General features: G+C 71.7%; 22 protein-coding genes. 11 read left to right on the top strand and 11 right to left on the bottom strand.

All coding sequences use genetic code 11. From position 1 onward, the window contains the following. Positions 1-59: 59 nt before the first annotated feature. Complete coding sequence (locus ACZ7EG_RS13965; RefSeq protein ID WP_471076884.1) at positions 60-1,253, bottom strand: sensor histidine kinase; 1,194 nt, start codon at positions 1,251-1,253, stop codon at positions 60-62. Positions 1,254-1,370: 117 nt separating this feature from the next. Here ACZ7EG_RS13965 and ACZ7EG_RS13960 point away from each other — a divergent pair, with 117 nt between their 5' ends. Continuing rightward, positions 1,371-2,372: an SAM-dependent methyltransferase gene (locus ACZ7EG_RS13960; RefSeq protein WP_471076881.1), complete on the top strand. Its 1,002-nt coding sequence runs from the start codon at positions 1,371-1,373 to the stop codon at positions 2,370-2,372. 120 nt (positions 2,373-2,492) lie between these two features. Here the strand turns inward: ACZ7EG_RS13960 and ACZ7EG_RS13955 are convergent, their stop codons facing one another. Next, positions 2,493-3,644 (bottom strand): NADH-quinone oxidoreductase subunit D, encoded by a 1,152-nt coding sequence (locus ACZ7EG_RS13955; protein ID WP_471076878.1) that lies wholly within the window; start codon positions 3,642-3,644, stop codon positions 2,493-2,495. A gap of 31 nt (positions 3,645-3,675) precedes the next feature. On the opposite strand from ACZ7EG_RS13955, the gene ACZ7EG_RS13950 reads away from it, so the two are divergent. Both ACZ7EG_RS13950 and ACZ7EG_RS13945 read left to right on the top strand, forming a co-directional pair. Then, the gene (locus ACZ7EG_RS13950) at positions 3,676-4,206 is read left to right on the top strand and encodes a PH domain-containing protein (protein ID WP_471076875.1); all 531 of its coding nucleotides are present in this window, start codon (positions 3,676-3,678) and stop codon (positions 4,204-4,206) included. Then, the gene (locus tag ACZ7EG_RS13945; protein WP_471076872.1) at positions 4,203-5,537 is read left to right on the top strand and encodes a PH domain-containing protein; all 1,335 of its coding nucleotides are present in this window, start codon (positions 4,203-4,205) and stop codon (positions 5,535-5,537) included. The genes ACZ7EG_RS13950 and ACZ7EG_RS13945 overlap by 4 nt, the downstream gene beginning before the upstream one ends. 66 nt (positions 5,538-5,603) lie before the next feature. Here the strand turns inward: ACZ7EG_RS13945 and ACZ7EG_RS13940 are convergent, their stop codons facing one another. Both ACZ7EG_RS13940 and ACZ7EG_RS13935 read right to left on the bottom strand, forming a co-directional pair. Beyond that, on the bottom strand, positions 5,604-7,115 hold the full coding sequence (locus ACZ7EG_RS13940; RefSeq protein WP_471076870.1) for a hypothetical protein: 1,512 nt from the start codon (positions 7,113-7,115) through the stop codon (positions 5,604-5,606). A 135-nt stretch (positions 7,116-7,250) separates the two neighbouring features. After that, complete coding sequence (locus tag ACZ7EG_RS13935) at positions 7,251-8,369, bottom strand: alpha/beta hydrolase (RefSeq protein WP_471076867.1); 1,119 nt, start codon at positions 8,367-8,369, stop codon at positions 7,251-7,253. 231 nt (positions 8,370-8,600) lie between these two features. Between ACZ7EG_RS13935 and ACZ7EG_RS13930 the strand changes: the two genes are divergently transcribed. From ACZ7EG_RS13930 to ACZ7EG_RS13905, 6 genes are all read left to right on the top strand, one after another. Then, complete coding sequence (locus tag ACZ7EG_RS13930; protein ID WP_471076864.1) at positions 8,601-10,436, top strand: phosphatidylglycerol lysyltransferase domain-containing protein; 1,836 nt, start codon at positions 8,601-8,603, stop codon at positions 10,434-10,436. A gap of 71 nt (positions 10,437-10,507) precedes the next feature. Beyond that, entirely contained in the window at positions 10,508-11,389 is an 882-nt protein-coding gene (folP, locus tag ACZ7EG_RS13925) for a dihydropteroate synthase (RefSeq protein ID WP_362244304.1), read from the top strand. Beyond that, on the top strand, positions 11,386-11,892 hold the full coding sequence (locus ACZ7EG_RS13920) for a nuclear transport factor 2 family protein (RefSeq protein WP_471076860.1): 507 nt from the start codon (positions 11,386-11,388) through the stop codon (positions 11,890-11,892). Before folP ends, ACZ7EG_RS13920 begins: the two co-directional genes overlap by 4 nt. A 236-nt stretch (positions 11,893-12,128) precedes the next feature. Then, the gene (gene folB, locus ACZ7EG_RS13915; RefSeq protein WP_389976892.1) at positions 12,129-12,488 is read left to right on the top strand and encodes a dihydroneopterin aldolase; all 360 of its coding nucleotides are present in this window, start codon (positions 12,129-12,131) and stop codon (positions 12,486-12,488) included. Then, positions 12,485-13,096 carry a 2-amino-4-hydroxy-6-hydroxymethyldihydropteridine diphosphokinase gene (gene folK, locus ACZ7EG_RS13910; RefSeq protein ID WP_471076856.1) on the top strand — a complete coding sequence of 204 codons (612 nt, stop codon included), beginning with the start codon at positions 12,485-12,487 and terminating at the stop codon, positions 13,094-13,096. Before folB ends, folK begins: the two co-directional genes overlap by 4 nt. 59 nt (positions 13,097-13,155) lie before the next feature. After that, positions 13,156-13,644, top strand: a complete 489-nt coding sequence (locus ACZ7EG_RS13905; RefSeq protein WP_352098759.1) for a DUF3180 domain-containing protein — start codon at positions 13,156-13,158, stop codon at positions 13,642-13,644. 9 nt (positions 13,645-13,653) lie between these two features. On the opposite strand, the gene folE is transcribed toward ACZ7EG_RS13905, so the two are convergent. From folE to dacB, 6 genes are all read right to left on the bottom strand, one after another. Then, positions 13,654-14,259 carry a GTP cyclohydrolase I FolE gene (gene folE / locus ACZ7EG_RS13900; RefSeq protein WP_471076852.1) on the bottom strand — a complete coding sequence of 202 codons (606 nt, stop codon included), beginning with the start codon at positions 14,257-14,259 and terminating at the stop codon, positions 13,654-13,656. Between the two features lie 127 nt (positions 14,260-14,386). After that, positions 14,387-16,426: an ATP-dependent zinc metalloprotease FtsH gene (gene ftsH, locus ACZ7EG_RS13895; RefSeq protein WP_471076849.1), complete on the bottom strand. Its 2,040-nt coding sequence runs from the start codon at positions 16,424-16,426 to the stop codon at positions 14,387-14,389. Positions 16,427-16,612: 186 nt separating this feature from the next. Continuing rightward, positions 16,613-17,173: a hypoxanthine phosphoribosyltransferase gene (hpt, locus tag ACZ7EG_RS13890; RefSeq protein ID WP_030845937.1), complete on the bottom strand. Its 561-nt coding sequence runs from the start codon at positions 17,171-17,173 to the stop codon at positions 16,613-16,615. A gap of 61 nt (positions 17,174-17,234) precedes the next feature. Beyond that, entirely contained in the window at positions 17,235-18,275 is a 1,041-nt protein-coding gene (tilS, locus tag ACZ7EG_RS13885; protein ID WP_471076846.1) for a tRNA lysidine(34) synthetase TilS, read from the bottom strand. 196 nt (positions 18,276-18,471) lie between these two features. Continuing rightward, complete coding sequence (locus ACZ7EG_RS13880) at positions 18,472-19,611, bottom strand: zinc-dependent metalloprotease (protein WP_471076843.1); 1,140 nt, start codon at positions 19,609-19,611, stop codon at positions 18,472-18,474. 253 nt (positions 19,612-19,864) lie between these two features. Continuing rightward, positions 19,865-21,451, bottom strand: a complete 1,587-nt coding sequence (gene dacB, locus ACZ7EG_RS13875) for a D-alanyl-D-alanine carboxypeptidase/D-alanyl-D-alanine endopeptidase (RefSeq protein ID WP_471076840.1) — start codon at positions 21,449-21,451, stop codon at positions 19,865-19,867. 79 nt (positions 21,452-21,530) lie between these two features. Here dacB and ACZ7EG_RS13870 point away from each other — a divergent pair, with 79 nt between their 5' ends. Further along, positions 21,531-22,022, top strand: a complete 492-nt coding sequence (locus ACZ7EG_RS13870; RefSeq protein ID WP_003975424.1) for an inorganic diphosphatase — start codon at positions 21,531-21,533, stop codon at positions 22,020-22,022. Between the two features lie 119 nt (positions 22,023-22,141). Further along, complete coding sequence (locus ACZ7EG_RS13865) at positions 22,142-23,839, top strand: threonine/serine exporter family protein (protein ID WP_471076837.1); 1,698 nt, start codon at positions 22,142-22,144, stop codon at positions 23,837-23,839. 48 nt (positions 23,840-23,887) lie between these two features. Here the strand turns inward: ACZ7EG_RS13865 and ACZ7EG_RS13860 are convergent, their stop codons facing one another. Next, a complete protein-coding gene (locus ACZ7EG_RS13860; RefSeq protein WP_471076834.1) occupies positions 23,888-24,868 on the bottom strand; it encodes a DedA family protein in 981 nt (326 codons plus the stop codon). Between the last annotated feature and the right edge of the window lie 45 nt (positions 24,869-24,913).

Below are 24,913 nucleotides of genomic sequence, written 5' to 3'. Positions count from 1 at the left end.
TCCATGTCGGGATCGTCTCAGGGGTCGTTACAGGTGTCAGCGAGGGGCGTGCGGCGCCGTCAGTGCGCGGGTTTGAGCGGCAGCAGGGCACTGATGCGGAATCCTCCGCCCGGGCGCGGGCCCGCGTCCAGGGTGCCGCCGACCATACCGACCCGCTCGCGCATGCCGATCAGACCGTGGCCCTGCCCGTCGAACCCGCCCTCCTCGTACAGCTCGTGCGGGGCGCCCTTGCCGTCGTCCTCGACGAGCAGGCCGAGACCGTCGTCGAAGTAGACCAGGCGCACGCTCGCGCCCGCCCCCGGCCCACCGTGCTTGCGGGTGTTGGTGAGCGCCTCCTGCACGATGCGGTAGGCGGTGAGCTCGACGCCGCTGGGCAGCGGGCGGGGCGTGCCCTCGATCTTGAAGTCGACGGGCAGGCCGTGTCCGCGGCACTGCTCGACGAGGTCCTCGATCTGCTGGACGTCGGGCTGCGGTACGTACTCGCCGGCCTCCTGGTGCTCGCCGGTGCGCAGCACGCCGAGCAGGCGGCGCATCTCGGCGAGGGCCTGGCGGCCGGTGGAGGAGATGGTCTCCAGGGCCTTCTTCGCCTGGTCGGGCGCGGCGTCCAGGACGTAGGCGGCACCGTCGGCCTGAACCACCATCACCGAGACGTTGTGCGCGACGACGTCGTGCAACTCGCGCGCGATCCGGGCCCGTTCGGCGGCGACGGCGACCTTGGACTGTGCCTCGCGCTCCTTCTCCAGGCGGGCGGCCCTCTCCTCCAGCTGTGCGAAGTAGGCGCGGCGGGTGCGGATGGAGTCGCCGAGCACCCAGGCGAGGGCGAAGGGGACGGTCTGGAGGACGGCCAGGGCTGCGTCGCCCGCGATCCCCGTCTGCTCGTTCGACCAGCGCAGCTGCGCCAGAGGGGCCGCGCACAGACCGGCGACCAGCGCGAAGCGGGAGGCCCAGCGGGCCCCTTCCACCGCGACGGTGTAGACGATCACCAGCATGGCGAAGTCGGCGGGCAGGATCGCGACGTCGGTGACCATCTGCGCCACGCCGACCGCCACCGCGAGCAGCAGCATCTTCTCCGGCATCCGCCGGCGCAACGCGACCACCAGGCTCAGCAGCACCGCGATCGGAACGACCATGGACCACGGGCCGATCCGCTCGCCCGCCACCCCGCCCAGCACCGAAATCCCGAGGAGAACGACGGCCCAGGTGCCGTCGACCCACGTCGGGTGCCTGCGGAGGAAGTCATAGAGGCGCTGCACGTAACCCAGCGTAGGGAAGCGCGATAGGTGCAGGGTCAACCGGAGGGCCGATCCGTACCGGGCGCGCGTACTCCGCAAGGTGGAGTTGCGTGCGTTGTGTCCACATAGCCTGGCCCGGTGACGGCAGGGACGAGGGACGAGTGGCACGAGTGGCGCGGGTGGCGTGCGGCGGCGCAGGACGCTCTGTACGCGCCGGGGGGCTTCTACCGGCGCGTGGAGGGCCCGGCCGGGCATTTCCGGACGTCCGTGCACACGTCGCCGCTGTTCGCGGGGGCCGTGGCCCGGCTGCTGTGCCGGGTCGACCAGGCGCTGGGGCGGCCCGCGGTGCTGGACTTCGTCGACATGGCGGCCGGGCGGGGTGAGCTGACGAGCGGGGTGCTCGCCGCGCTCCCCGCCGACGTGGCGGCGCGTACCCGCGCGTACGCCGTCGAGATCGCCGAGCGGCCCGCGGGGCTCGATCACCGGATCGAGTGGCTGGCCGCGCCCCCGGAAGGGACGACCGGGCTGCTGTTCGCCAACGAGTGGCTGGACAACGTGCCCGTGGAGGTCGCGGAGGTGGACGCCGCGGGCGTCGCGCGCCTGGTCATGGTCCGCGAAGACGGAACCGAGCGGCTCGGGGAGCCGGTGGGCGGGGCGTCGGCGCGGTGGCTGGAGCGGTGGTGGCCGCTGCCCGGCGAGGAGGGACTGCGCGCCGAGATCGGTCTGCCCCGGGACGAGGCCTGGGACGCGGCGGTCGCGACGCTCCGGCGGGGGCTCGCCGTGGCCGTGGACTACGCGCACACGGCGGACACCCGCCCGCCGTTCGGCACGCTCACCGGGTTCCGGGAAGGCCGCGAGACCACACCCGTCCCGGACGGCTCCTGCGACATCACGGCCCATGTCGCCCTGGACGCGTGCGCCCTGCCCGGCGGACGCGTGCTCCCCCAGCGCGAGGCACTGCACGCCCTGGACGTGACCGGCGCACGCCCCCGGCTCGCGCTGGCCTCCACCGACCCCGCCGCATATGTACGCGCCCTCGCGAGCGCCGGTGAGGCCGCCGAGCTCACCGCGGCGGGCGGTCTCGGCGACTTCGGCTGGCTGGTGCAGCCGGTCGGGATCCCTGACCCGTTCGCGGGGTGAGCCGCTGCTCGTCCGCGGGGTGAGCCGCTGCTCGTCCCCGGCCTGAACCACTGCTCGTCCCCGGCCTGAACCACTGCTCGTCCCCGGCGTGAGCCCCTGCTCGTCCCCCGGGGTGAGCCCCTACTTGTCGATGTCCCCGACCACGAAGAACATCGACCCCAGGATCGCCACCATGTCCGCGACCAGCGTCCCCGGCAGCAGCTCCGTCAGCGCCTGGATGTTGTTGTACGACGCCGAGCGCAGCTTCAGCCGGTACGGGGTCTTCTCGCCCTTGCTGACGAGGTAATAGCCGTTGATGCCGAGGGGATTCTCGGTCCACGCGTACGTGTGGCCCTCGGGTGCCTTCAGGACCTTCGGGAGCCGCTGGTTGACCGGCCCGGGCGGCAGCTCGGCCAGCCGGTCGAGGCAGGCGTCGGCCAGGTCCAGCGCGTTGTGCGTCTGCTCCAGGAGGCACTCGAAGCGGGCGAGGCAGTCGCCCTCCTGCCGGGTGACCACCTTCAGGACGTCGCCCAGCTCGCCGTAGGCGAGGTACGGCTCGTCCCGGCGCAGGTCGAAGTCGACGCCCGAGGCCCGCCCGATCGGCCCGCTCACGCCGTACGCCTGCACGGCCTCCGGCGTGAGGGTGCCGACGCCCCGGGTGCGGCCCCGGAAGATCTCGTTTCCGAGCACCAGGTCGTCGAAGCGGTCCATCCGGGAGCGCACGTCGGCGACCGCGGTACGCGCGCGCGTGGTCCACCCGGCCGGCAGGTCCTCCTTGAGGCCGCCCACGCGGTTGAACATGTAGTGCATCCGCCCGCCGGAGATCTCCTCCATGACGTGCTGGAGCTCCTCGCGCTCCCGGAAGGCGTAGAAGATCGGGGTGATCCCGCCGAGCTCCAGCGGGTACGAGCCGAGGAACATGAGGTGGTTGAGCACCCGGTTCAGCTCGGCGAGCAGCGTGCGCAGCCACACCGCGCGCTCGGGTACCTCCATGCCGAGCATCCGCTCCACGGCGAGGACCACGCCCAGCTCGTTGGAGAACGCCGACAGCCAGTCGTGCCGGTTGGCGAGCATGATGATCTGGCGGTAGTCGCGCGCCTCGAACAGCTTCTCCGCGCCGCGGTGCATGTAGCCGATCACCGGCTCCGCCCGCCTGATGCGCTCGCCGTCCAGGACGAGCTTCAGCCGCAGCACGCCATGGGTGGACGGGTGCTGCGGTCCGATGTTGAGCACCATGTCGGTGCTCTCCGCGGCGCCGCCGATTCCGACCATGGTCTCCGTCGTAGGAGTCATGGACACAGTCTCTCCTACGTACGCTGGCCCCATGGATACGGGGAGTCCGCACGAGGCGGGACCGGACGGGGCACAGGGCACGGTCGAGGCGGCCGGGGGCGAGCCGGTGTGGATCGCGTTGCCGCCCGGCCTGCTGAAGATGCGCAGGCTGCTGCTGGTCGTGTGGTTCGGGCTGATCGCCCTGGCCGCCGGGCTGCTGCCGGGGCTGCTGGCCGGTCCCGCCTGGGCCGCCTTCGCCCTGCCGCCGCTGGCCGTGCTGGCCTGGGGCTGGGTGATGATCGAGCGCAACTGGCGTTCCTGGCGGTATGCCGAACGGGCCGACGACCTGCTGATCAGCCGGGGCGTGCTGTGGCGCGAGGAGACGGTCGTGCCGTACGGGCGGATGCAGCTGGTCGAGGTCACGTCCGGGCCCGTCGAGCGGCACTTCGGGCTGGCCAGCGTGCAGCTGCACACGGCCGCCGCGGCCACCGACGCGACCATCCCGGGCTTGGACCCGGCCGAGGCGGAGCGGCTGCGCGACCGGCTCACCGAGCTGGGCGAAGCCCGGTCGGCGGGGCTGTGACGACGCCGGAGGCCGCCGAGGCCTCAGAGGCCGCCGCCGAGGTGACCGAGCGGCGGCTGCACCCCGTCACACCGCTGCGCCGCGCCTGGGCACCGGTCGCCGTGCTCATCGGCTGGGCCGTGCACGACCCCGACGGGGCGCAGCGCCATCTGACCCGGCTGACCACGACCACGCTGCTGATCGGCCTCGCCGTGCTCGTCCCGGCCGCCGCCCTCTACGGCTTCTGCTCCTGGTGGTTCACGCACTTCGCGGTGACCGAGAGCGAACTGCGCATCCGCACCGGGCTCGTCTTCCGCCGCACCGCGCACATCCGCCTGGAGCGGATCCAGGCCATCGACATCACCCAGCCGCTGCTGGCCCGGGTCGCGGGCGTCTCCAAGCTCAAACTCGACGTCATAGGCACCGACAAGAAGGACGAGCTGGCCTTCCTCGGCGCGGACGAGGCACGGACACTGCGGGCCGAACTGCTCGCCAGGGCGGCCGGTTTCGCACCCGAGACCGCGCACGAGGTCGGCGAGGCCCCGTCCCGGCGGCTGTTGCGGGTACCGCCCGGCGTGCTCGCCCTGTCGCTGGTGCTGACGGGCGCCACCTGGATGTCACTGGCCGCGGCGCTCGTCGTCCCGCCGGTGCTGTGGCTGGTCACCCACAGCCTGTGGACAGTACTCGCGGTCGCCCTGCCGTTGCTGGGCGCGGCGGGCGCGAGCAGCGTGGGACGGTTCGTCGCCGAGTACGACTGGACGGTGGGCGAGTCACCCGACGGGCTGCGCATCGACCACGGGCTGCTGGACCGGGCCCACGAGACGGTGCCGCCGGGGCGCGTGCAGACCGTGCGGATCGTGGAACCGCTGCTGTGGCGGCGGCGCGGCTGGGTGCGGGTGGAGTTGGACGTGGCCGGTTCGTCCAACTCCGTACTGGTTCCGGTCGCTCCGCGCGAGATCGCCGAGGACGTCGTCGCGCGCGTGCTTCCGGGGGTGAGCGTGCCGGGGCCCGCGGCGCTGTCACCGGCGCCGCGCGGCGCCCGCTGGTGCGTGCCGCTGTGGTGGCGCGGGTACGGACTCGCCGTCACGGACGCGGTGTTCGCGGCCCGGTCCGGGCTGCTGCGACGGAGTCTGGCGCTGGTGCCGCACGCGAAGGTGCAGAGCGTGCGGATGACGCAGGGGCCGTGGGAGCGGGCCCGGGGCGTCGCCGACGTGTGTGTGGACACGGGCGCGAACAAGACGGTGCGGGCCCGGCTGCGGGACGCCGGTGAGGCGCGCGAACTGCTGGCGGCACAGGCGGAGCGGTCCCGGACGGGACGCCGGGACGCGCGACCCGACCGCTGGATGGCGTGACGGTCGAACAGCGAAGTGCCCCCCGGCCGTAGCCGGGGGCACTTCGTCACCACAGGCCTCCAGGCCTCAGGACACCGCGCTGCGCAGTCCCTGTACGTCGATCTGCTCGGTCTCGTCGTGCGCCGTCAGGTCGATGACCTGGCCGATGCCGCGCGACTCCTCGTCGGCCGGCTTGTAGCGGGCCTCGGTCTCGGCCTTGTGCAGGGCGAGCGCCTCCTGGCCGACGACATCGGCGAGGTCCTCGTTCTGCACGGCCTCCAGGGCCGCCCGGGACGTACCGGCCTTCGTGCCGAAGAAGTCGAACCCGTCCCCGGCCGGCGGACGCCGCACCGGCGACTGCGGCGGGACGGCCACGGCGGTCGGCACGGTGTAGTGCCCGGGGAGCCGGCCGACGGGCTGCCCGGCCCGGGCGGACTGCTCGGCCCGGGCGGACTGCTCGGGGGCGACGGGCTGCTCGGGGGCGATGGGCTGTTCGGTCCGGGCGGACCGCTCGGACCGCCCGGACCGCCCGGACCGTGCGGGCTCGGCCCGGTCCGACTGCTCGGGGCCGACGGACTGTTCGGTCCGGGCCGACTGCTCGGGCCGTGCGGGCTCCGGGAGTTGCCCTGCCTCGGTCTCGCCGGCCTGCGCGGAAGAAACCCCGGCCGCCGGCACGGAAGTCCCGCCCACCCCCGCGGAAGCCCCAGCCGCAGACACGGAGGTTCCAGCCGCCGACGCGGAGGTTCCAGCCGCCGGAACGGCCGTTTCGGCTGCTGCGCGCTCGTGGCCCTCGGCCGCCTCGGACCGCTCCTGTGCCTCGTCCTCCCGCGCCTGCTCCCTCCGCTCCGCCTGCTCCCGCTCCGGCGCGGCCTCGGCGTCCTCGCCCGTGTCCTCGTCCTCGCCCTTCGGCACGCCGTCACCGTCGCCGCCGCCGTCCGGGTCCGGAACCGTCTCACCGTCGAACCGGGCGAGCGCGGCGGCGGCCCGCAGGAACAGCCGGGAGCCCTCCGGCGAGAAGACGGCGGGGACAGCGGGCTGCTCCTCGGCGGCAAGAGCGGCAGGTGCGGCAGGTGCCTCGTCCGGCTCCGGCGAAGCCTCCACCGCGTCCGACGCCCCCGCCGGCAGCGCGGCCCGGGCCGGAGCCGTCGCCTCTATCTCGAGGACCCGGCGATCCTCCAGAACGCTCGCGCGTTCCGCCTCCGCCGTGGCGTACCGGCGCAGCAGCGCGGCGTGCTCGTTGCGCAGTCCGGCCAGTTCCGTGCGCTTGGCACGCAGCCGCTGCTCCAGCTTCCCGCGCAGCTCGCGCGACTCCTCGAGGTCGGCCTCCAGTTCGGCCACGCGCTCCTCGAAGCGCCACTCGTCGCTCGCCCGCGCGCGCGTGAGGTCGGCGACGCGCTTGCCCGCCTGGGTGTCCCAACGGCGCAGCACGACCGCGCCGATGACCGCCGTCGCCGCGGCGGCGGCGGCCAGACCGCGGAGCACCATCGGCTCCGTGAACACCCAGGGCCCCAGGGCGCAGACGAGGGAGACGCCTGCGATCGCCGACGGGGGCAGCATCCTGTGCAGGGGCGGGGAATGGCGGTGACGTCCACGTGGCATGGCCAGAAACTTACCGCGCGTAGGCGAATCATGGTGACCCACCCCGCAAAAACAAAGCCACACCGAAACGTTCACACCACTTCAGAACTCGGGAACAACCGGAATCGACCGCTCAACCAATTCCCAAGATCATTCTCAGGGCTCGATCAGCCGCCCGCTCATCCACTCCAGCGCCGCCGGAATCTCGCGCCGCCAGGTGTTGAAGTTGTGCCCGCCGCTTTCGAGGATGATCGACGAGATCCGCGTCCGCCCGGTGCCCTCCACCCGCTCGATGAACCTCAGCGTGTCCTTGTAGTTGGGCTCTCCCTGCTTGCTGCTGCTCACCAGCAGGGAGGTATCGGGAGCGGGCTCGTGAGCGAGGTACCACTGCAGGTCCGCGCGATTGCGAAGCGCCTTGTCGCCCTGGAAGAGATCGCCTGTCGTGGCGTCGATCGGCGCCTTGTAGTAAGCCGACAGGCCGGCCCCGGCTCCGTACACACCGGGATGGTGCAGGGCGATCTTCAACGCGCAGTAACCCCCCGTGGAGTTGCCGATGATGCCCAGACCGCCCGGCTTTTCGGTCACCCTGTAGTGCGTGCGCAACGCGTCGGGGAGATCCTTCGCGAAGAACGACTCGGTCTGCGGACCGCCCGGGATGTCGACGCACTCCGTGTCCCTGGGCGGCGCCACCGTGGGCCGCAGCATCACGAGGATCATCGGCTTCGCCCGGCCCGCCCGGGCCAGTTCCAGAGCCGTACGCGGATAGCGGAGCTTCTCCACCAGCGCCGACGCCGTACCCGGATAACCCGTCAGCACGACGGCGGTGGGAAACCGGTGGGTGCGGTACCGGGGCTGGAAGTACTCCGGCGGCAGATAGACGTACGCGGGCGTGGCGATGCGCGTCGTACGGCCCACGATGTCGACCTGCTGGATCCGGCCGCCGGCCTGCGGCAGCGCAGAGCCCGCCCCCGGCACCCGGCGCGAGCCGACCACCTCCAACGGGCCCCCGCCCCGCAGGTGGTCGACGACCACGCCCTGGTCCTTCTCCTGCCCGAACAGGTCCGCCCAGCTCGCGTAGAACCCGAAGGACTGGTTGGCGGCCAGGCCCACCGCGGCGAACAGCGCCACCTGGGTGCCCAGCAGCAGGGCGACCCGCCCGCTCACGGCACGCAGGCTGCGCCGGGCCAGCCGTGGCCACAGCCAGACCGTGCCGGTGAACAGCAGCACGGCGGACAGCACGGCCAGCGCCAGCACCTCGTTGCTCGTCAGCCCCATGGGTCGGTCACCTGTCCGCGCTCTCCGTCCGGCCCCCTGCCCCTCACACCTTCGCAAGGGCTTGTGCCGGACTTTCCTCGGTCTTTGAAACGGCTTTGACGTGGGGAGTGAACCTCTCTCCCCGAGACACCGTCCTAGAGGGCGCAATGTCGCCGGATGCCCGAATCGGCACCGGATCCAAGGTCTCTCGCAGAACTACGGGATGCGATGTCTGTCAGGACAGATGAGGAAATGTCGGGTGAGGTTCCGCGTCGCAGCAGCGGTGCGGCCCGTCCGGGCCGGCTGAGCCGGATACCGCGCGGGCCACGCCCCGAGGCCGTTCCCGTCCTCGTCGGCAGAGCCTGCGCCCTGGTGGGCGTCCTGGACATCGCCGCGGGCGTCTTCCCCCGCTTCCGGCACAGCAGGATGCATGCCATCGCCGAGGTCCTGCCCGGCGCGCTCGGCCCGTTCGCGGCCGCCCTGTCGCTCAGCGCCGGCGTGCTGTTGCTGCTGCTCGCCCACGGCCTCAAACGCGCCAAGCGCCGGGCCTGGCGGGCCGCGGTGGCGCTGCTGCCCGCCGGTGCCGTCGCGCAGTTCACCTACCGGCACTCGCTCGTGGGCGTGCTGATCTCCCTGGTACTGCTGGCGCCCCTGCTGCGCCACCGCGACCAGTTCAACGCCCTGCCCGACCCGCGCAGCCGGTGGAAGGCCCTCGCCAACTTCGTGCTCATGAGCGCCGGTTCGCTCACGCTCGGACTGCTCGTCGTCAGCGTCAACAGCGGCCGCATCATCGGCGACCCCAGTCTCGCCGACCGCATCACCCACGTCATCTACGGCCTGTTCGGCTTCGAAGGCCCGGTCGACTACCGGGGCGACACCTCCTGGACCGTCGCCTTCTCGCTCGGCGCCCTCGGTCTGCTCACCGCCGTCACCACCATCTACCTGGCCTTCCGCCCCGAACACCCGGCCGCGCAGCTCACCGAGGAGGACGAGGCCATGCTGCGCGCCCTGCTGGAGAAGCACGGGCGCCGCGACTCCCTCGGCCACTTCGCGCTGCGCCGCGACAAGGCCGTCGTCTTCTCCCCCAGCGGCAAGGCGGCGGTGACCTACCGTGTCGTCTCCGGCGTGATGCTCGCCAGCGGCGACCCGATCGGCGACGTCGAGGCCTGGCCCGGCGCCATCGAACGCTTCATGGACGAGGCCAGGACCCACTCCTGGACCCCCGCCGTCATGGGCTGCTCCGAGACCGGTGGCGAGGTGTGGACCCGCGAGACCGGGCTCGACGCCCTCGAACTGGGCGACGAGGCGGTGGTGGACGTCGCGGATTTCTCCCTCGCCGGCCGCGCGATGCGCAACGTGCGCCAGATGGTCAAGCGCATCGAGCGCGCCGGTTACGAGACCCGGGTCCGACGTGTCCGTGACCTCGGCGAGGTGGAGCTGGAGCGCATCCGACGCGCCGCGGAGGACTGGCGCGGCACCGACACCGAACGCGGCTTCTCCATGGCGCTCGGCCGCGTCGGCGACCCCGCCGACGGCGACTGCCTGATCGCCACCGCCCACAAGCAGGACGACCTCCCGGGCCCCTACGGCGACCTGAAGGCGATCCTGCACTTCGTGCCGTGGGGCACCGACGGCGCCTCCCTGGACCTGATGCGCCGCGATCGCTCGGCCGACCCCGGCATGAACGAGCTGCTCATCGTGGCCGCCCTCCAGGCCGCCCCCCGGTTCGGCATCGCACGCGTCTCCCTCAACTTCGCCATGTTCCGCGCGGCGCTGGCCCGCGGCGAGAAGATCGGCGCCGGCCCGGTGCTGCGCGCCTGGCGCGGACTGCTGGTCTTCCTCTCCCGCTGGTTCCAGATCGAGTCCCTCTACAAGTTCAACGCCAAGTTCCAGCCGCGCTGGGAACCGCGCTTCGTCGTCTACCGGGCCCCCGCCGACCTGCCCCGGATCGGTTTCGCCGCCATGCAGGCCGAGGGCTTCGTCCGTCTCGCCCTGCCCCTGCCGCGCTTCCTGCGCCGCCGGCGCCTGGCCACCCCCCGCCCCTGCGCCCACGGCACCCCGGCGGAACGGGACGTCCGTGCGGCGTGACCCCGCCCCGCCCGGGGCCGTCACCCGGGCCGCAGCGCCGGACGGCCCCCGTCGGGGCCTACGCTGAACATATGAGCAACCAGAGCGGACGCGGGCGCGTGGCGGGCCTACCGGAACGGGACCGCTGCGCGGTCATGGGAGTCGTGAACGTCACCCCCGACTCCTTCTCCGACGGCGGCCGCTTCTTCGACACCACGGCCGCCGTCAAACGCGGCCTCGGCCTGGTCACCGAGGGCGCGGACCTGGTCGACGTCGGCGGCGAGTCCACCCGCCCCGGCGCCACCCGGGTCGACGAGGACGAGGAGCTGCGGCGCGTCATCCCCGTCGTCCGCGGCCTGGCCTCCGAAGGCGTCACGGTCTCCGTCGACACCATGCGCGCCTCCGTCGCCGAACGGGCCCTCGCGTCCGGTGCCGCCCTCGTCAACGACGTCAGCGGCGGCCTCGCCGACCCCCGCATGATCCCGGCCGTCGCCGACGCCGGCGCCCCCTTCGTCGTCATGCACTGGCGCGGCTTCCTCCAGGGCGGCAACGTCAGGGGCGAGTACGCCGACGTCGTCACCGAGGTCGTCGACGAACTGCACGCGCGCGTGGAGGCCGTCCTGGCCGGCGGCATCGCCCCCGACCGGGTCATCGTCGACCCCGGTCTCGGCTTCTCCAAGGACGCCGAGCACGACCTCGCCCTCCTCGCGGGCCTCGACCGGGTCCTCGCGCTCGGCCACCCGCTGCTCGTCGCCGCCTCCCGCAAACGCTTCCTCGGCCGGGTCCTCGCCGGCCCCGACGGTCCCCCGCCGCCCGCACGCGAACGCGACGCGGCCACCGCGGCCGTCTCCGCGCTCGCGGCGCACGCCGGCGCCTGGGCGGTCCGCGTCCACGAGGTGCGGGCCACCGCGGACGCCGTACGGGTCGCCCGTGCCATCGAAGGAGCACGCACCGGCGCAGAAGGAGCCCGGTGAGCGCCCCGCACACCGACGTCGAACAGGTCGAAGCCGCCAACACCGCCTTCTACGAGGCACTGGAGCAGGGCGACTTCGAGGAGCTGGCGTCGCTCTGGCTGACCCCCTCCGACCTGGGCGTCGACGAGACGTACCACGACCCGGCCGACACTGGCGTGGTCTCCTGCGTGCATCCCGGCTGGCCCGTGCTCACCGGCCGCGGCGAGGTCCTCAGGTCGTACGCGCTGATCATGGCGAACACCGACTACATCCAGTTCTTCCTGACCGACGTGCACGTCTCGGTCACCGGCGACACCGCCCTGGTGACCTGCACGGAGAACATCCTCAGCGGAGGCCCCGCACCGGAGGGCGCCGGCGAGGAGCTCGGCCCGCTCGTCGGACAGCTCGTGGTCGCCACCAACGTGTTCCGGCGCACGCCCCAGGGGTGGAAGATCTGGTCGCACCACGCTTCTCCGGTCCTGGCGGAAACAGACGAGGACGAGCAGGACGACACCCCCGCCTGAGTGGGTACGCGCCAGGAGTGGTTGGAATCACCTACGCCCGGGTAGGGGCGGCTACCAACCTGTGCACCGACGGGTTCCCCAGGGGAAACGCTGGATGAACCCTGCCGGGCCCGGCCGCCGCCCCCACCCCGTGGCCCGGGCCCGCCTGTGCGCGCAGGTAGATTCGACCGAGGCCGGTGTGCCGACCGCACACGGCACCCACCGGCCCCGACCCGACGATTGCAGGAGTGATTCGCGTGGATCGTGTCGCGCTGCGCGGCCTGAAGGCCCGCGGGCACCACGGCGTGTTCCCCGAGGAACGCGCGGAGGGCCAGACCTTCATCGTGGACCTCGTCCTCGGCCTGGACACCCGACCGGCCGCGGCCGACGACGACCTGGCGAAGACCGTGCACTACGGCATCGTGGCGGAGGAGGTCGTGGCCGTCGTCCAGGGCGAGCCCGTCGACCTCATCGAGACGCTCGCCGAGCGCATCGCCCAGGCCTGTCTGAAGCACGAGGGAGTGCAGGAGGTCGAGGTCTGCGTCCACAAGCCGGACGCCCCGATCACCGTCCCCTTCGACGACGTGACCGTCACCATCACCCGGAGCCGAGTATGACCGCGCCCTTCCTCAAGGGTCCGACCGACCCGACCGTTCAGCCGGTGCCCGCCTCCGTCGTCGAGAAGGTCGACGCCGCCGACACGACCCTGTCCAACCCCAAACGGGCCGTGGTCGCCCTCGGTTCCAACCTCGGCAACCGCCTGGAGACCCTCCAGGGAGCCATCGACGCTCTGGAGGACACGCCCGGCGTCCGCGTCAAGGGCGTCTCCCCGGTCTACGAGACCGAGCCCTGGGGCGTGGACCCCGGCAGCCAGCCCGCCTACTTCAACGCCGTCGTGGTCCTCAAGACCACCCTTCCGCCGTCCTCGCTCCTGGAGCGCGCGCACGCGGTCGAAGAGGCCTTCCACCGCGTCCGGGACGAGCACTGGGGCCCCCGCACCCTCGACGTCGACATCGTCTCCTACGCCGACGTCGTCTCCGACGACCCGCAGCTCACCCTCCCCCACCCGCGCGCCCACGAGCGCGCCTTCGTCCTGGCCCCGTGGCACGACCTGGATCCCGAGGCGCAGCTGCCCGGCCGCGGTCCCGTCGCCGGTCTCCTCGACGCCGTCACCCGGACCGGGGTCGCGCCCCGCCAGGACCTGGAACTCCGGCTGCCCGAGTAGCCGTTAAGGTCAAGACGGCCGCGAACCGGGCCGGAAGCCGGGGGAACCGAAGGGACACCGTGAGAGAGCTGCGTATCCGGGTGCTGGCCGGCGTCTTCGTCGTGGCCGGAATCCTGTCCTGGGCGGGCGCCCGCCTGTGGAACTCGGTCGGCACGCTCCCGAGCGTCCCGCTGGCCGCCCCCATCGTCCTGGCCGTGATCGCCGTGGTCCTGCTGGCCACGGCGCTCTCCATCCGCGCCCGTCTCAAGGCCCAGCGCGAGCGCCGCCCCGAGGCGAAGGGGGTCGACCCCCTCATGGCGGCCCGCGCGGTCGTCTTCGGCCACGCCAGCGCCCTGGTCGCCGCCCTCGTGGCCGGCATGTACGGCGGCACCGGCGTCTTCCTCCTGGAATCCCTCGACATCCCCGCCCGCCGCGACCAGGCCATCTACGCCGGCTTCTCCGTCCTCGCGGGCATCGGCGTCATAGCGGCAGCGATCTTCCTGGAACGTGTCTGCAAACTCCCCGAGGACGACGAGAACGACGGCACGGGGGTGGCGCCGACGGTCTGACGCAGACCGTCAGCGCGCCATGATCAGGCTCATGGCCTCATTACGGGTCGCCGGATCACGAAGCTGACCTCGGACCGCCGAGGTGATCGTTTTCGCACCCGGTTTGCGGACCCCGCGCATCGACATGCACATGTGCTCGCACTCGACGACGACGATCACGCCACGCGGCTCCAGGATCTGCATCAGGGAGTCGGCGATCTGCGTGGTGAGTCGCTCCTGCACCTGTGGGCGCCGGGCATAGACGTCCACGAGGCGAGCCAGCTTCGACAGGCCTGTGATCTTGCCTTCGACCGACGGAATGTAGCCGACGTGCGCAACGCCGACGAACGGCACGAGGTGGTGTTCGCAGGAGCTCAGGACTTCGATGTCCTTCACGAGCACCATCTCGTCGTGCCCGAGGTCGAACGTCGTGGTCAGCACGTCCTCCGGCTGCTGCCACAACCCCGCGAATATCTCCCTGTACGCCCGCGCCACCCGCGCCGGCGTCTCTCGGAGGCCCTCGCGGTCCGGGTCCTCGCCGACCGCGATCAGGAGTTCGCGTACGGCGTTCTCGGCGCGCTTCTCGTCGAACTCGCCGATCTGGCCGTCGCCGTCCAGCGCCACGGGGTCGGTCATCTGCTGCCTCGTTCCTGTGTTCTTCACGGGGCGGCCTGCGGAAATGGCGAAAAGCCGCGCCCCCCAGGCTAAAACCTGGGGGGCGCGGCATCCATTCCGGGGCGGTGGTCCGCCGGGAGAGCTCAGGTCAGCTCTCGGGGCGGTCCTCCGGGGTCCGCTCGGGCGCCGGGGCGGGCTCCGCCGCGGTGCTCTTCGCGGTGGAGATGGCCGGCGTCGCGCCGTTCGCGCCGTTCGTCAGGGCCAGCTCCTTGGGGGAGAGGACCGGCGGACGGGTGGACGGCGTGCGGCGGGAGGAGCCGGTCCAGGCGGGCCTGGGCGGACGCTTGACGATCGGGGCGAAGATCTCGGCGATCTGCTCCTTGCCCAGCGTCTCCTTCTCCAGCAGCTGCAGCACGAGGTTGTCGAGGACGTCGCGGTTCTCGACCAGGATCTCCCAGGCCTCGTTGTGCGCGGTCTCGATGAGCTTCTTGACCTCTTCGTCCACGAGCGCGGCGACCTCTTCCGAGTAGTCGCGCTGGTGAGACATCTCACGGCCGAGGAAGGGCTCGGTGTTGTCGCCACCGAACTTGATCGCGCCGAGACGCTCGGTCATGCCGTACTGCGTGACCATCGCGCGGGCCAGGCCCGTGGCCTTCTCGATGTCGTTGGCGGCACCCGTGGTCGGGTCGTGGAAGACGAGCTCCTCGGCCGCGCGGCCGCCCAGCATGTAGGCCAGCTGGTCCAGCATCTCGTTGCGCGTGGTCGAGTACTTGTCCTCGTCCGGCAGCACCATCGTGTAGCCGAGGGCGCGGCCTCTCGACAGGATCGTGATCTTGTGGACGGGATCGGAGTTCGGCGAAGCCGCCGCGACCAGGGCGTGCCCGCCCTCGTGGTACGCGGTGATCTTCTTCTCCTTGTCCGACATGATCCGGGTCCGCTTCTGCGGGCCCGCGACCACACGGTCGATCGCCTCGTCGAGCATGTGGTTGTCGATCAGCTTCTTGTCGCTGCGGGCCGTCAGCAGGGCGGCCTCGTTCAGCACGTTGGCCAGATCGGCACCCGTCATGCCGGGCGTACGGCGGGCCATGGCCGACAGGTCGACGTCGGGCGCGACCGGCTTGCCCTTCTGGTGGACCTTGAGGATCTCCAGACGGCCCTGCATGTCCGGGCGGTCGACGGCGATCTGCCGGTCGAAACGGCCGGGGCGCAGCAGCGCCGGGTCGAGGATGTCGGGCCGGTTCGTCGCGGCGATGAGGATCACGCCGCCCTTGACGTCGAAGCCGTCCATCTCGACGAGGAGCTGGTTCAGGGTCTGCTCGCGCTCGTCGTGACCGCCGCCGAGGCCGGCGCCGCGGTGGCGGCCGACCGCGTCGATCTCGTCGACGAAGACGATCGCCGGGGCGTTCGCCTTGGCCTGCTCGAACAGGTCTCGGACTCGGGAGGCACCGACACCGACGAACATCTCGACGAAGTCGGAACCGGAGATCGAGTAGAAGGGGACGCCCGCCTCGCCCGCGACGGCACGCGCGAGCAGGGTCTTGCCGGTGCCGGGAGGCCCGTAGAGCAGGACGCCCTTGGGGATCTTGGCGCCGACGGCCTGGAACTTGGCCGGCTCCTGGAGGAACTCCTTGATCTCGTGGAGCTCCTCGACGGCCTCGTCGGATCCGGCGACGTCGGAGAAGGTGGTCTTGGGGGTGTCCTTGGTGATGAGCTTCGCCTTGGACTTCCCGAAGTTCATGACCCGGGAGCCGCCGCCCTGCATCTGATTCATCAGGAACAGGAACACGACCACGATCAGCACGAAGGGCAGCAGGGAGAGCAGGATGCCGACGAACGGGTTCTGCTTGGACGGCGAGACCGTGTAGCCGTCCGGGATCTGCTTGTCCTGGTACTTGTTCTGCAGCGTGTTGGCGAGGTCGACGCCTTGGGTGCCGATGTAGCTCGCCTGAATCTTCGAGCTGTCCTCGACCTTGACGCCGTCCTTGAGCGTGACCTTGATGATCGACTCGTCACCGGTGGTGAGCTTGGCCGACTCGACCTTGTTCTGGTTGATCGCCTGGACGACCTGGCCGGTGTCCACCGTCTTGTAGCCGCCGGACGAGCCGACGACCTGCATCAACACGACCACGGCAAGGACGGCCAGCACGATCCACATGACCGGCCCACGGAAGTATCGCTTCACGTCCATCCATACGGAGCGGTGCCGCCCCGTCCCTCCTGCCATAGTGAGTTTGATAAAGACTGTTCTTCGGACGGTACCCCAGCATTGTCACCTGAAGCCGCGTGGGACAGCTGGCGATCCGCCTACGCCTGCTCCAACGGCGGGAAGCCCGCTGGGGTTCCCGATCACCGTGACGGCACTCCGGCCGGAATTTCAGCCGCCGTACACGTGGGGCGCGAGCGTACCGACGAACGGGAGGTTGCGGTACTTCTCGGCGTAGTCGAGTCCGTAGCCCACGACGAATTCGTTGGGGATGTCGAAACCGACCCATTCCACGTCGATGGCGACCTTCGCGGCCTCGGGCTTGCGCAGCAGCGTGCACACCTTGAGGGAGGCGGGCTCGCGCGAGCCGAGGTTGGAGAGCAGCCAGGACAGGGTCAGGCCGGAGTCGATGATGTCCTCGACGATCAGGACGTGCTTGCCCTTGATGTCGGTGTCGAGGTCCTTGAGGATCCGCACCACACCGGAGGACTGGGTGCCCGCCCCGTACGAGGATACGGCCATCCAGTCCATGGTGACGGGGGTGGACAGCGCCCGCGCGAGGTCGGCCATGACCATCACCGCGCCCTTGAGGACTCCGACGATCAGCAGGTCCTTGCCCGCGTACTCCGCGTCGATCTTCGCTGCCAGCTCGGCCAGCTTGGCGTCGATCTCTTCCTTGGTGATGAGCACCTTCTCGAGGTCGGCACCCATGTCTTTCGCGTCCACCCGCATCACTTTCGGTCGTCCCACCGGCCGAGCGGCCCCTCCGCCGGCTGCGGGGAGGGGTCGTGGTTCAGCCTTGCCGAATCACCAGTCTGCCACCCTGGCGCCGGGCCACGACCTTGCCGGGGAGGTTGATGGCTCCCTGACCGCGCCAGCCGGTGATCAGCCGGTCGACTTCCTCGATGTGGCGGGCGAACAGCGAGCCGGCGGGCGCGCCGGCCGCGATGGCGGCCCGGCGCAGGATGCGGCGGCGTACGGCGGGCGGCAGAGCGTAGAGCTTGGCGCACTCCAGGAGCCCGTCGGCGTCGCGGACGGTGGCCTCGGCCTGGCCGGCCCAGGAGTCCAGGGCGTCGGCGTCGTCGCGGGAGAGCTGGGCCGTACGGGCGAGGGCCTCGACGACACCTTTGCCGAGGGCCTTCTCCAGTGCGGGCAGGCCCTCGTGGCGGAGCCGGGAGCGGGTGTAGGCCGGGTCGGCGTTGTGGGGGTCGTCCCAGACGGGCAGGGACTGGACCATGCAGGCCTTGCGGGCGGTCTGCCGGTCGAGTTCCAGGAAGGGGCGCCGGTAACGGCCGCCGGCCCCCGAGACCGCGGCCATTCCGGACAGGGAGCGGATGCCGGAGCCCCGGGCGAGGCCGAGCAGGACGGTTTCGGCCTGGTCGTCGCGGGTGTGGCCGAGCAGGACCGCCGCGGCGCCGTGTCGTTGCGCGGCGGTGTCGAGGGCGGCGTAGCGGGCGTCGCGGGCGGCGGCTTCGGGTCCGCCGGTGCGGCCGACGGTGACGGCGACGGAGTCGACGGGGTCGAGGCCGAGTTCGCGCAGACGCTGGACGACCTCCGCGGCGCGAAGGTCGGAGCCGGTCTGGAGGCCGTGGTCGACGGTGACGCCGCCCGCTCTGATGCCGAGTTTGGGGGACTCGAAGGCGAGGGCGGAGGCGAGGGCCATCGAGTCGGCGCCGCCGGAGCACGCCACGAGCACGAGCGGCGGGGACGGGCGAAGCTCGTGCGCAGGGGCGTGCGGGACCGCGGCGGGGGCGCGGTGGTGTTCGGTGAGGAGGTCGTGGAGGACGCGGCGGACCGCCAGGCGTATCGCCGCGACCGCAGGATGGGGACCCATGTCCGGTTCCCTTCATGAAGTTTTCGGGGGGTGAGCCCGCGTGCCGGTCACGCAGAGTATGTAGATGGTGACAGAACCGGGCCGTTCCCCGAGCATTGCACGCCTACCCCTGCCTCACGGTCCCTCGGACGGGTGATTGGAGGGGCGTTCGCCTGCCGTCGGCCGGTTTCCCTTCACGACGTTCCCGCGGTGTTCACTACTCGGCCCTGCGATGCACCCGCGCGACCCAGTCCGCCGGTTTGCCGATCTCCGACTTGGTGGGGAGGGTGTTGGGCGAGGTCCACACGCGGTTGAAGCCGTCCATGCCGACCTCGTCGACGACGGCCCGTACGAAGCGTTCGCCGTCCCGGTACTGGCGGAGCTTGGCGTCCAGGCCGAGCAGCTTGCGCAGGGCCAGGTCCAGGCGGGAGGCGCCCTTGGCGCGGCGCTGCTGGAACTTTTCGCGGATCTCCCCGACGCTCGGCACGACGGACGGGCCGACGCCGTCCATCACGAAGTCGGCGTGGCCTTCCAGCAGGGACATCACGGCCGTGAGACGGCCGAGGATCTCGCGCTGGGCCGGGGTCTGGACGATCTCGACGAGGGAGCGGCCGCCGTCGTCCTCCTCGGCCTCGGGGCGGCCCCCGGCGAGGCTCTGGGCGGCTTCCCGGACGCGTTCCAGGACGGTCATGGGGTCGACATCGGTCTCCTGGAGGAACGACTGGATCTCACCCTCCAGGTGGTCCCGCAGCCAGGGCACGGCGGTGAACTGGGTGCGGTGCGTCTCCTCGTGCAGGCAGACCCAGAGGCGGAAGTCGTGCGGGTCGACGTCGAGTTCGCGCTCCACGTGGACGATGTTCGGGGCGACGAGCAGGAGCCTGCCGCCACCCGGTGCGCCGGGGGAACCGCCGGAGGGGAGGTCGCCGGCCGCGGGCGCGAAGGTCTCGTACTGGCCGAGGACCCGGGAGGCCAGGAAGGACAGCAGCATGCCGAGTTCGACGCCGGTGACCTTGCCGCCGACGGCGCTCATGACCGCGCCTCCCGGGCTGTCACCGCGCCGTTCCTGCATCTTGTCGAGCAGGGGCCGGAGGATCTCCCGGAACCCGGCGACGTTCGCCCGGATCCAGCCCGGCCGGTCGACGACGAGGACGGGGGTGTCGTGCCCCTCCTCGGTGCCCAGACGGGTGAATTCCCGGACGTGTACCTCCGAGGCCTTGGCATGCCGGCGCAGCTCCGCGACGACGGCCCGGGCCTCGTCGCGACTGACCTCGGGGCCCGGCCGTACGAGCCGGGTCGCGGTCGCGACCGCGAGATTCCAGTCGACCATGCCGGTTGAAGCACCACCGATGCTCGTCATGCGTCAACCGTACGTGAGGCCCGCCCGCTCGGGCAGGGCGGCGACGGCCGGAGCCACACCGGCGGGCCGGTCCCGTCCGTCACTGCAGCCACACACCGGCCGGCCCCCACCGTCACCTGCAGCCACACACGCCACCCGGCCCCCACCGTCACCCACACACCGCCCGACCCCCACCGTCACCCGCACCCACACACCGCCCGACCCTCACCGGCCTCCCCGTCACCCGCACCCACCCACCGCCCGGCCCCGACCGTCACCTGCAGCCGCACGCCGCCAGAGCCGTCGCGATCCGGTCCAGGGCCTGCTGGGACGCTGTCGGTCTGCCGGGGTCCGTGCCGGAGGCCATGAACGCGAAGGCCAGCAGGCGGCCGTCCTCGTCGACCAGGGTGCCCGCGAGGGTGTGGACGCCGGAGAGGGTGCCGGTCTTGGCGCGGACCACACCGGACGCTCCCTCGCGGTAGCGGGCGGTCAGGGTGCCGGTGAAGCCGGCGACGGGGAGGCCGGTGAGGGCCGGGCGGAGCTCGGGGTGGGAGGGGTCGCCCGCTTTCGCGAGCAGCGCGGTGAGGAGGTCGGGGGTCAGCCGGTCGGCGCGGTCGAGGCCGCTGCCGTCCTTGAAGGCGGCTCCCTTCAAGGGCAGGCCGAGCTTGCGCAGCTGGGAGCCGATGGCCCGGCCGGCTCCGGCGAAGTCGGCCCGTTCGCCCGTGGCGATCGCCGTCTGGCGGGCGAGGGCCTCGGCGATGTCGTTGTCGCTGTTGGTCAGCATGCGCTCGACGAGGGCGGAGAGCGGGGGCGAGGAGACGGCCGCGAGGGTCTCGGCGCGGGTCGTGGCCTTGGACGGGCCGGGGGCCTTGGTCCTGATGCCGTGCGACGTCAGGAGCTCCCCGAAGCGGCGGGCCGCGTCCGCCGCCGGGTCCTTCACGCGCTCGGCCGGGCCGCTCGCCGAGTCGTTCGTGCGGCCTTCGTCGGCCATCAGGGGGCTGACGAGTGCGAGGTTGGGGTTGTCCCCGATCGGGTGCTTTTCGTCGCCCGCGTAGAGGGTCGTGTCGTAGGAGAGGGTCACCTCGCGCACGCCCCGGTCGGCGAGAGCGGCGGCCGTCCGGGCGGCCAGGGCGCGCAGACTCGCCGCGCCTTCGGCCTTCTCCCGGGCGGTGAGCGTGGGGTCACCGCCCCCGACCAGGACGACTTCCTTCGTGTCGGGCTCCAGCGCGGCGCGGGTGGTGAGGCGGCGGTCGGGGCCCATCGCGGACAGCGCGGCGACGGCCGTGGCGACCTTCGTCGTGGAGGCCGGGGTGAGCCCGGTGCCCGCGCCGGAGCCGAACAGGCGCCGTCCGGTGGTCACGTCCATGACCGCCGCGGCGGGCCGGGGTCCGAGGGCCGGGTCCTCGAGCAGGGGGCGCAGGGCGTCCGCCAGGGCCTTGCCGTCCGGGGCGGACTTCACGGTGCTGACGCCGCCGAGGCCGGTCAGCACGGGTCCGGCGCTGGGGGCGGGCCGGGGCCGGCCGGGTGTGCCGGGGGCGCTGCCGTGATCTGCGCCACCCGCGCGGCCCAGGGCCACTGCCCGGTCCCGCTCCGCCGTACGCTGACCCGAGGAGTCCCAGGGACCGGCGGCGGTCACCACACCGGCGGTCAGTGCGAGTCCGGCGGTGGCGGCGCCTGCGGTGTACTGCCAGGTCTTCGGCCGCGCGACCTTCGCGACCTGCGGTTTCCCGGCTCGTGCGAGCCGCGCGAGCTGTGGTTTCGTGGCTGCTGCGGCCCGGGCCAGGTGCGGTCGTACGGCATCCGCGAGCCGCACCACGTGCGGTTTCGCGGCCCGCCAAGGCCTCAGCTCTGGCACGACCACCAGCCCCTTTCGCGATCACACACCTGCGTGAGGGACACTTAATCACCAGAACTATGTGTTGATCATGGAGGAGCCACCGGTGGAGTTCGACGTCACGATCGAGATTCCGAAGGGTTCGCGCAACAAGTACGAGGTGGACCACGAGACCGGTCGTATCCGCCTGGACCGGCGACTCTTCACCTCGACCGCCTACCCGACCGACTACGGCTTCGTCGAGAACACCCTCGGCGAGGACGGCGACCCGCTGGACGCGCTGGTCATCCTCGACGAGCCGACGTTCCCGGGCTGTCTGATCCGCTGCCGCGCGATCGGCATGTTCCGCATGACGGACGAGGCCGGCGGCGACGACAAGCTGCTGTGCGTGCCGTCGACGGACCCGCGCGTGGAGCACCTGCGGGACATCCACCACGTGTCGGAGTTCGACCGCCTGGAGATCCAGCACTTCTTCGAGGTCTACAAGGACCTGGAGCCCGGCAAGTCGGTCGAGGGCGCCGACTGGGTGGGCCGCACCGAAGCCGAGGCCGAGATCGAGCGGTCCTACAAGCGGTTCAAGGACCAGGGCGGTCACTGACCTCCTCTCCTGATGCTGACGGGCCGCACGCCTGCGTGTGCGGCCCGTTCGTCCGTGTGTGCGCATACTGAGGCTGTGGGGGGTACGAGGCTGACGTGTCGTACAGGGAGCGCCAGGCAGTGACGGACGCGGAGGACCGCAAACCGAGGTCGGACGAGGCGAGGAGTGGGTTTCTGCCCCCGGCCGGGACCGGCGTCGACGGGGACATGTCGACGACGTCGGAGTTCGCGATCCCCGAGGGGCTGGCCCTGCACAGAACGGCCGGCGCGGAGTCCGACACGACCTCCGAGTTCGCCGTGCCGCGCGGGCTGGACGTCCACGCGGCGCCCCCGGTGGAGCAGGAGGGGTCGGCTTTCACCCCGCCGAGCACGTACAGCTCGAAGCACGCCCCGTCGGCCTTCACACCGCCGAGCGGCATTCCCGTGGTCAGCCTGACCAAGGACGTGCCCTGGCAGGACCGGATGCGCACGATGCTGCGCATGCCGGTGGCGGAACGGCCGGCGCCGGAGGCGATCCAGCGCGGCACCGACGACAGTGGGCCCGCGGTGCCCCGTGTGCTCGACCTGACGCTGCGTATCGGCGAGCTGCTGCTGGCGGGCGGTGAGGGCGCCGAGGACGTGGAGGCGGCGATGTTCGCCGTCTGCCGGTCCTACGGCCTGGACCGCTGCGAGCCCAACGTCACCTTCACCCTGCTGGCGATCTCGTACCAGCCGTCCCTGGTCGACGACCCGGTCACGGCGTCGCGGACCGTGCGCCGCCGGGGCACCGACTACACGCGGCTGGCGGCGGTGTACCAGCTGGTGGACGACCTCAGTGACCACGAGACGGCCGTCTCCCTGGAGGAGGCCTACCGGCGGCTGGCGGAGATCCGCCGTAACCGGCACCCCTACCCCGGCTGGGCGCTCACCGGTGCGAGCGGGCTGCTGGCCGGTGCGGCCTCCGTACTCGTGGGCGGCGACCTGATCGTGTTCGTCGCCGCGGCGCTGGGCGCGATGCTCGGTGACCGGCTGGCGTGGCTGTGCGCGGGGCGTGGGCTGCCGGAGTTCTACCAGTTCACCGTGGCCGCGACGCCGCCGGCCGCGATCGGGATCGCCCTGACGCTGGCCCACGTCGACGTGAAGGCGTCGGCGGTGATCACCGGTGGGCTGTTCGCACTGCTGCCCGGGCGGGCGCTGGTAGCCGGTGTGCAGGACGGTCTGACCGGCTTCTACATCACCGCGTCCGCGCGTCTGCTGGAGGTCATGTACTTCTTCGTCGGCATCGTCGCGGGTGTGCTGCTGGTGCTGTACTTCGGCGTGCAGCTGGGGGCGCGGCTCAACCCCGACCAGGCGCTCGGGGCCTCCGACGACCCGTTGATGATGATCGGCGCGTCGATGCTGCTGTCACTGGCGTTCGCGGTGCTGCTCCAGCAGGAACGATCCACCGTGATGTGGGTGACGCTGAACGGCGGTGTCGCGTGGGTCGTCTACGGCGCGATGCACTACGTGGGGGACATCTCGCCGGTGGCGTCCACGGCGGCGGCTGCGGGGCTGGTGGGGCTGTTCGGGCAGTTGCTGTCCCGGTATCAGTTCGCCTCCGCCCTGCCCTACACGACGGCGGCGATCGGGCCCCTGCTGCCGGGTTCCGCGACGTACTTCGGGCTGCTGGCGATCGCGCAGAACGAGGTGGACGAGGGGCTGGTGTCGCTGTCGAAGGCGGTGGCGCTCGCCATGGCCATCGCCATCGGGGTGAACCTCGGGTCGGAGATCTCCCGGATGTTCCTGCGGATCGGGTCCGCGGAAAAGCGGCGGGCCGCCAAGCGCACCAGGGGTTTCTAGCACGTTCGGCGGCCTCGGGCCGGTGGGACGGGTGGAGGGGTCCGCGGTTCAGTAACCGCCGTTGTACGGCTGCTGGGGGCCGCCCTGCTGGTGGCCGTAGCCGGGGGCGGGCTGCTGGGGGCCGCCCTGCTGACGGCCGTAGTCCGGGGCGGGCTGCTGTTGTCCGCCGCCCTGCTGCGGGTGGCCGTAGCCCGGGGCGGGCTGCTGGTGACCGCTCTGCTGCTGGTGGCCGTAACCCGGGCTCTGCGGGTACTGGCTGTAGTACTGCTGGTCGTCGTAGCCGTTCTGGTTGCCGTAGGTGGGCTGCTGCGGCTGCTGGTCGTCGGGGGTGATGCGGCGCAGCTGGGTCGTCGCGTCGTCCATGGCGGGGGGCTGCTGCTGCCGCTGTTCGGGGGCCTCGGCCGCCGCGCGCTTCTTCTTCGAGCGGTCGCGCAGGTACTCGATGATGATCGGGACGACGGAGAGCAGGACGATCAGGATGAGGATCGACTCGACGTTCTTCTTGATGAAGCCGATCTGGCCGAGCCAGTAACCCGCGAGGGTGACGCCGGTGCCCCAGGCGATGCCGCCGATGACGTTGTACGTGAGGAACGTGCGGTACTGCATGCGGCCGGCGCCGGCCACGATGGGGGCGAAGGTGCGCACGATGGGGACGAAGCGGGCCAGGACGATCGCCTTGGGGCCGTACTTCTCCATGAACTCGTGGGCCTTGTCCAGGTTCTCCTGCTTGAAGAGCTTGGAGTTGGGACGGTTGAAGAGCTTCGGGCCCAGGAACTTGCCGATCATGTAGCCCACTTGGTCGCCGATGACGGCGGCGAGCACGATCAGCGTGCAGACCAGCCACAGCGGCTGGGTGATGTAGGTGCCCTCGGCCACGAAGAGGCCCGCCGTGAACAGCAGGGAGTCACCCGGCAGGAACGCGAAGAGCCCGGACTCCGCGAAGACGATGAGCAGGATGCCGGGCAGGCTGAACGTCGAGATCAGATAGTCCGGGCTGAGCCACTCGGGGCCGAGCGCAAGCGTGGTCACGGGGATGTGGCTCCTGCTGCTGGGGGGTACGGGCGGGGGCTGACT

It is taken from the genome of Streptomyces sp. NPDC037100, from assembly GCF_055606225.1.
Note: the sequence above shows the minus strand (reverse complement) of the source record. Positions and strands in the feature narration are given on the sequence as shown.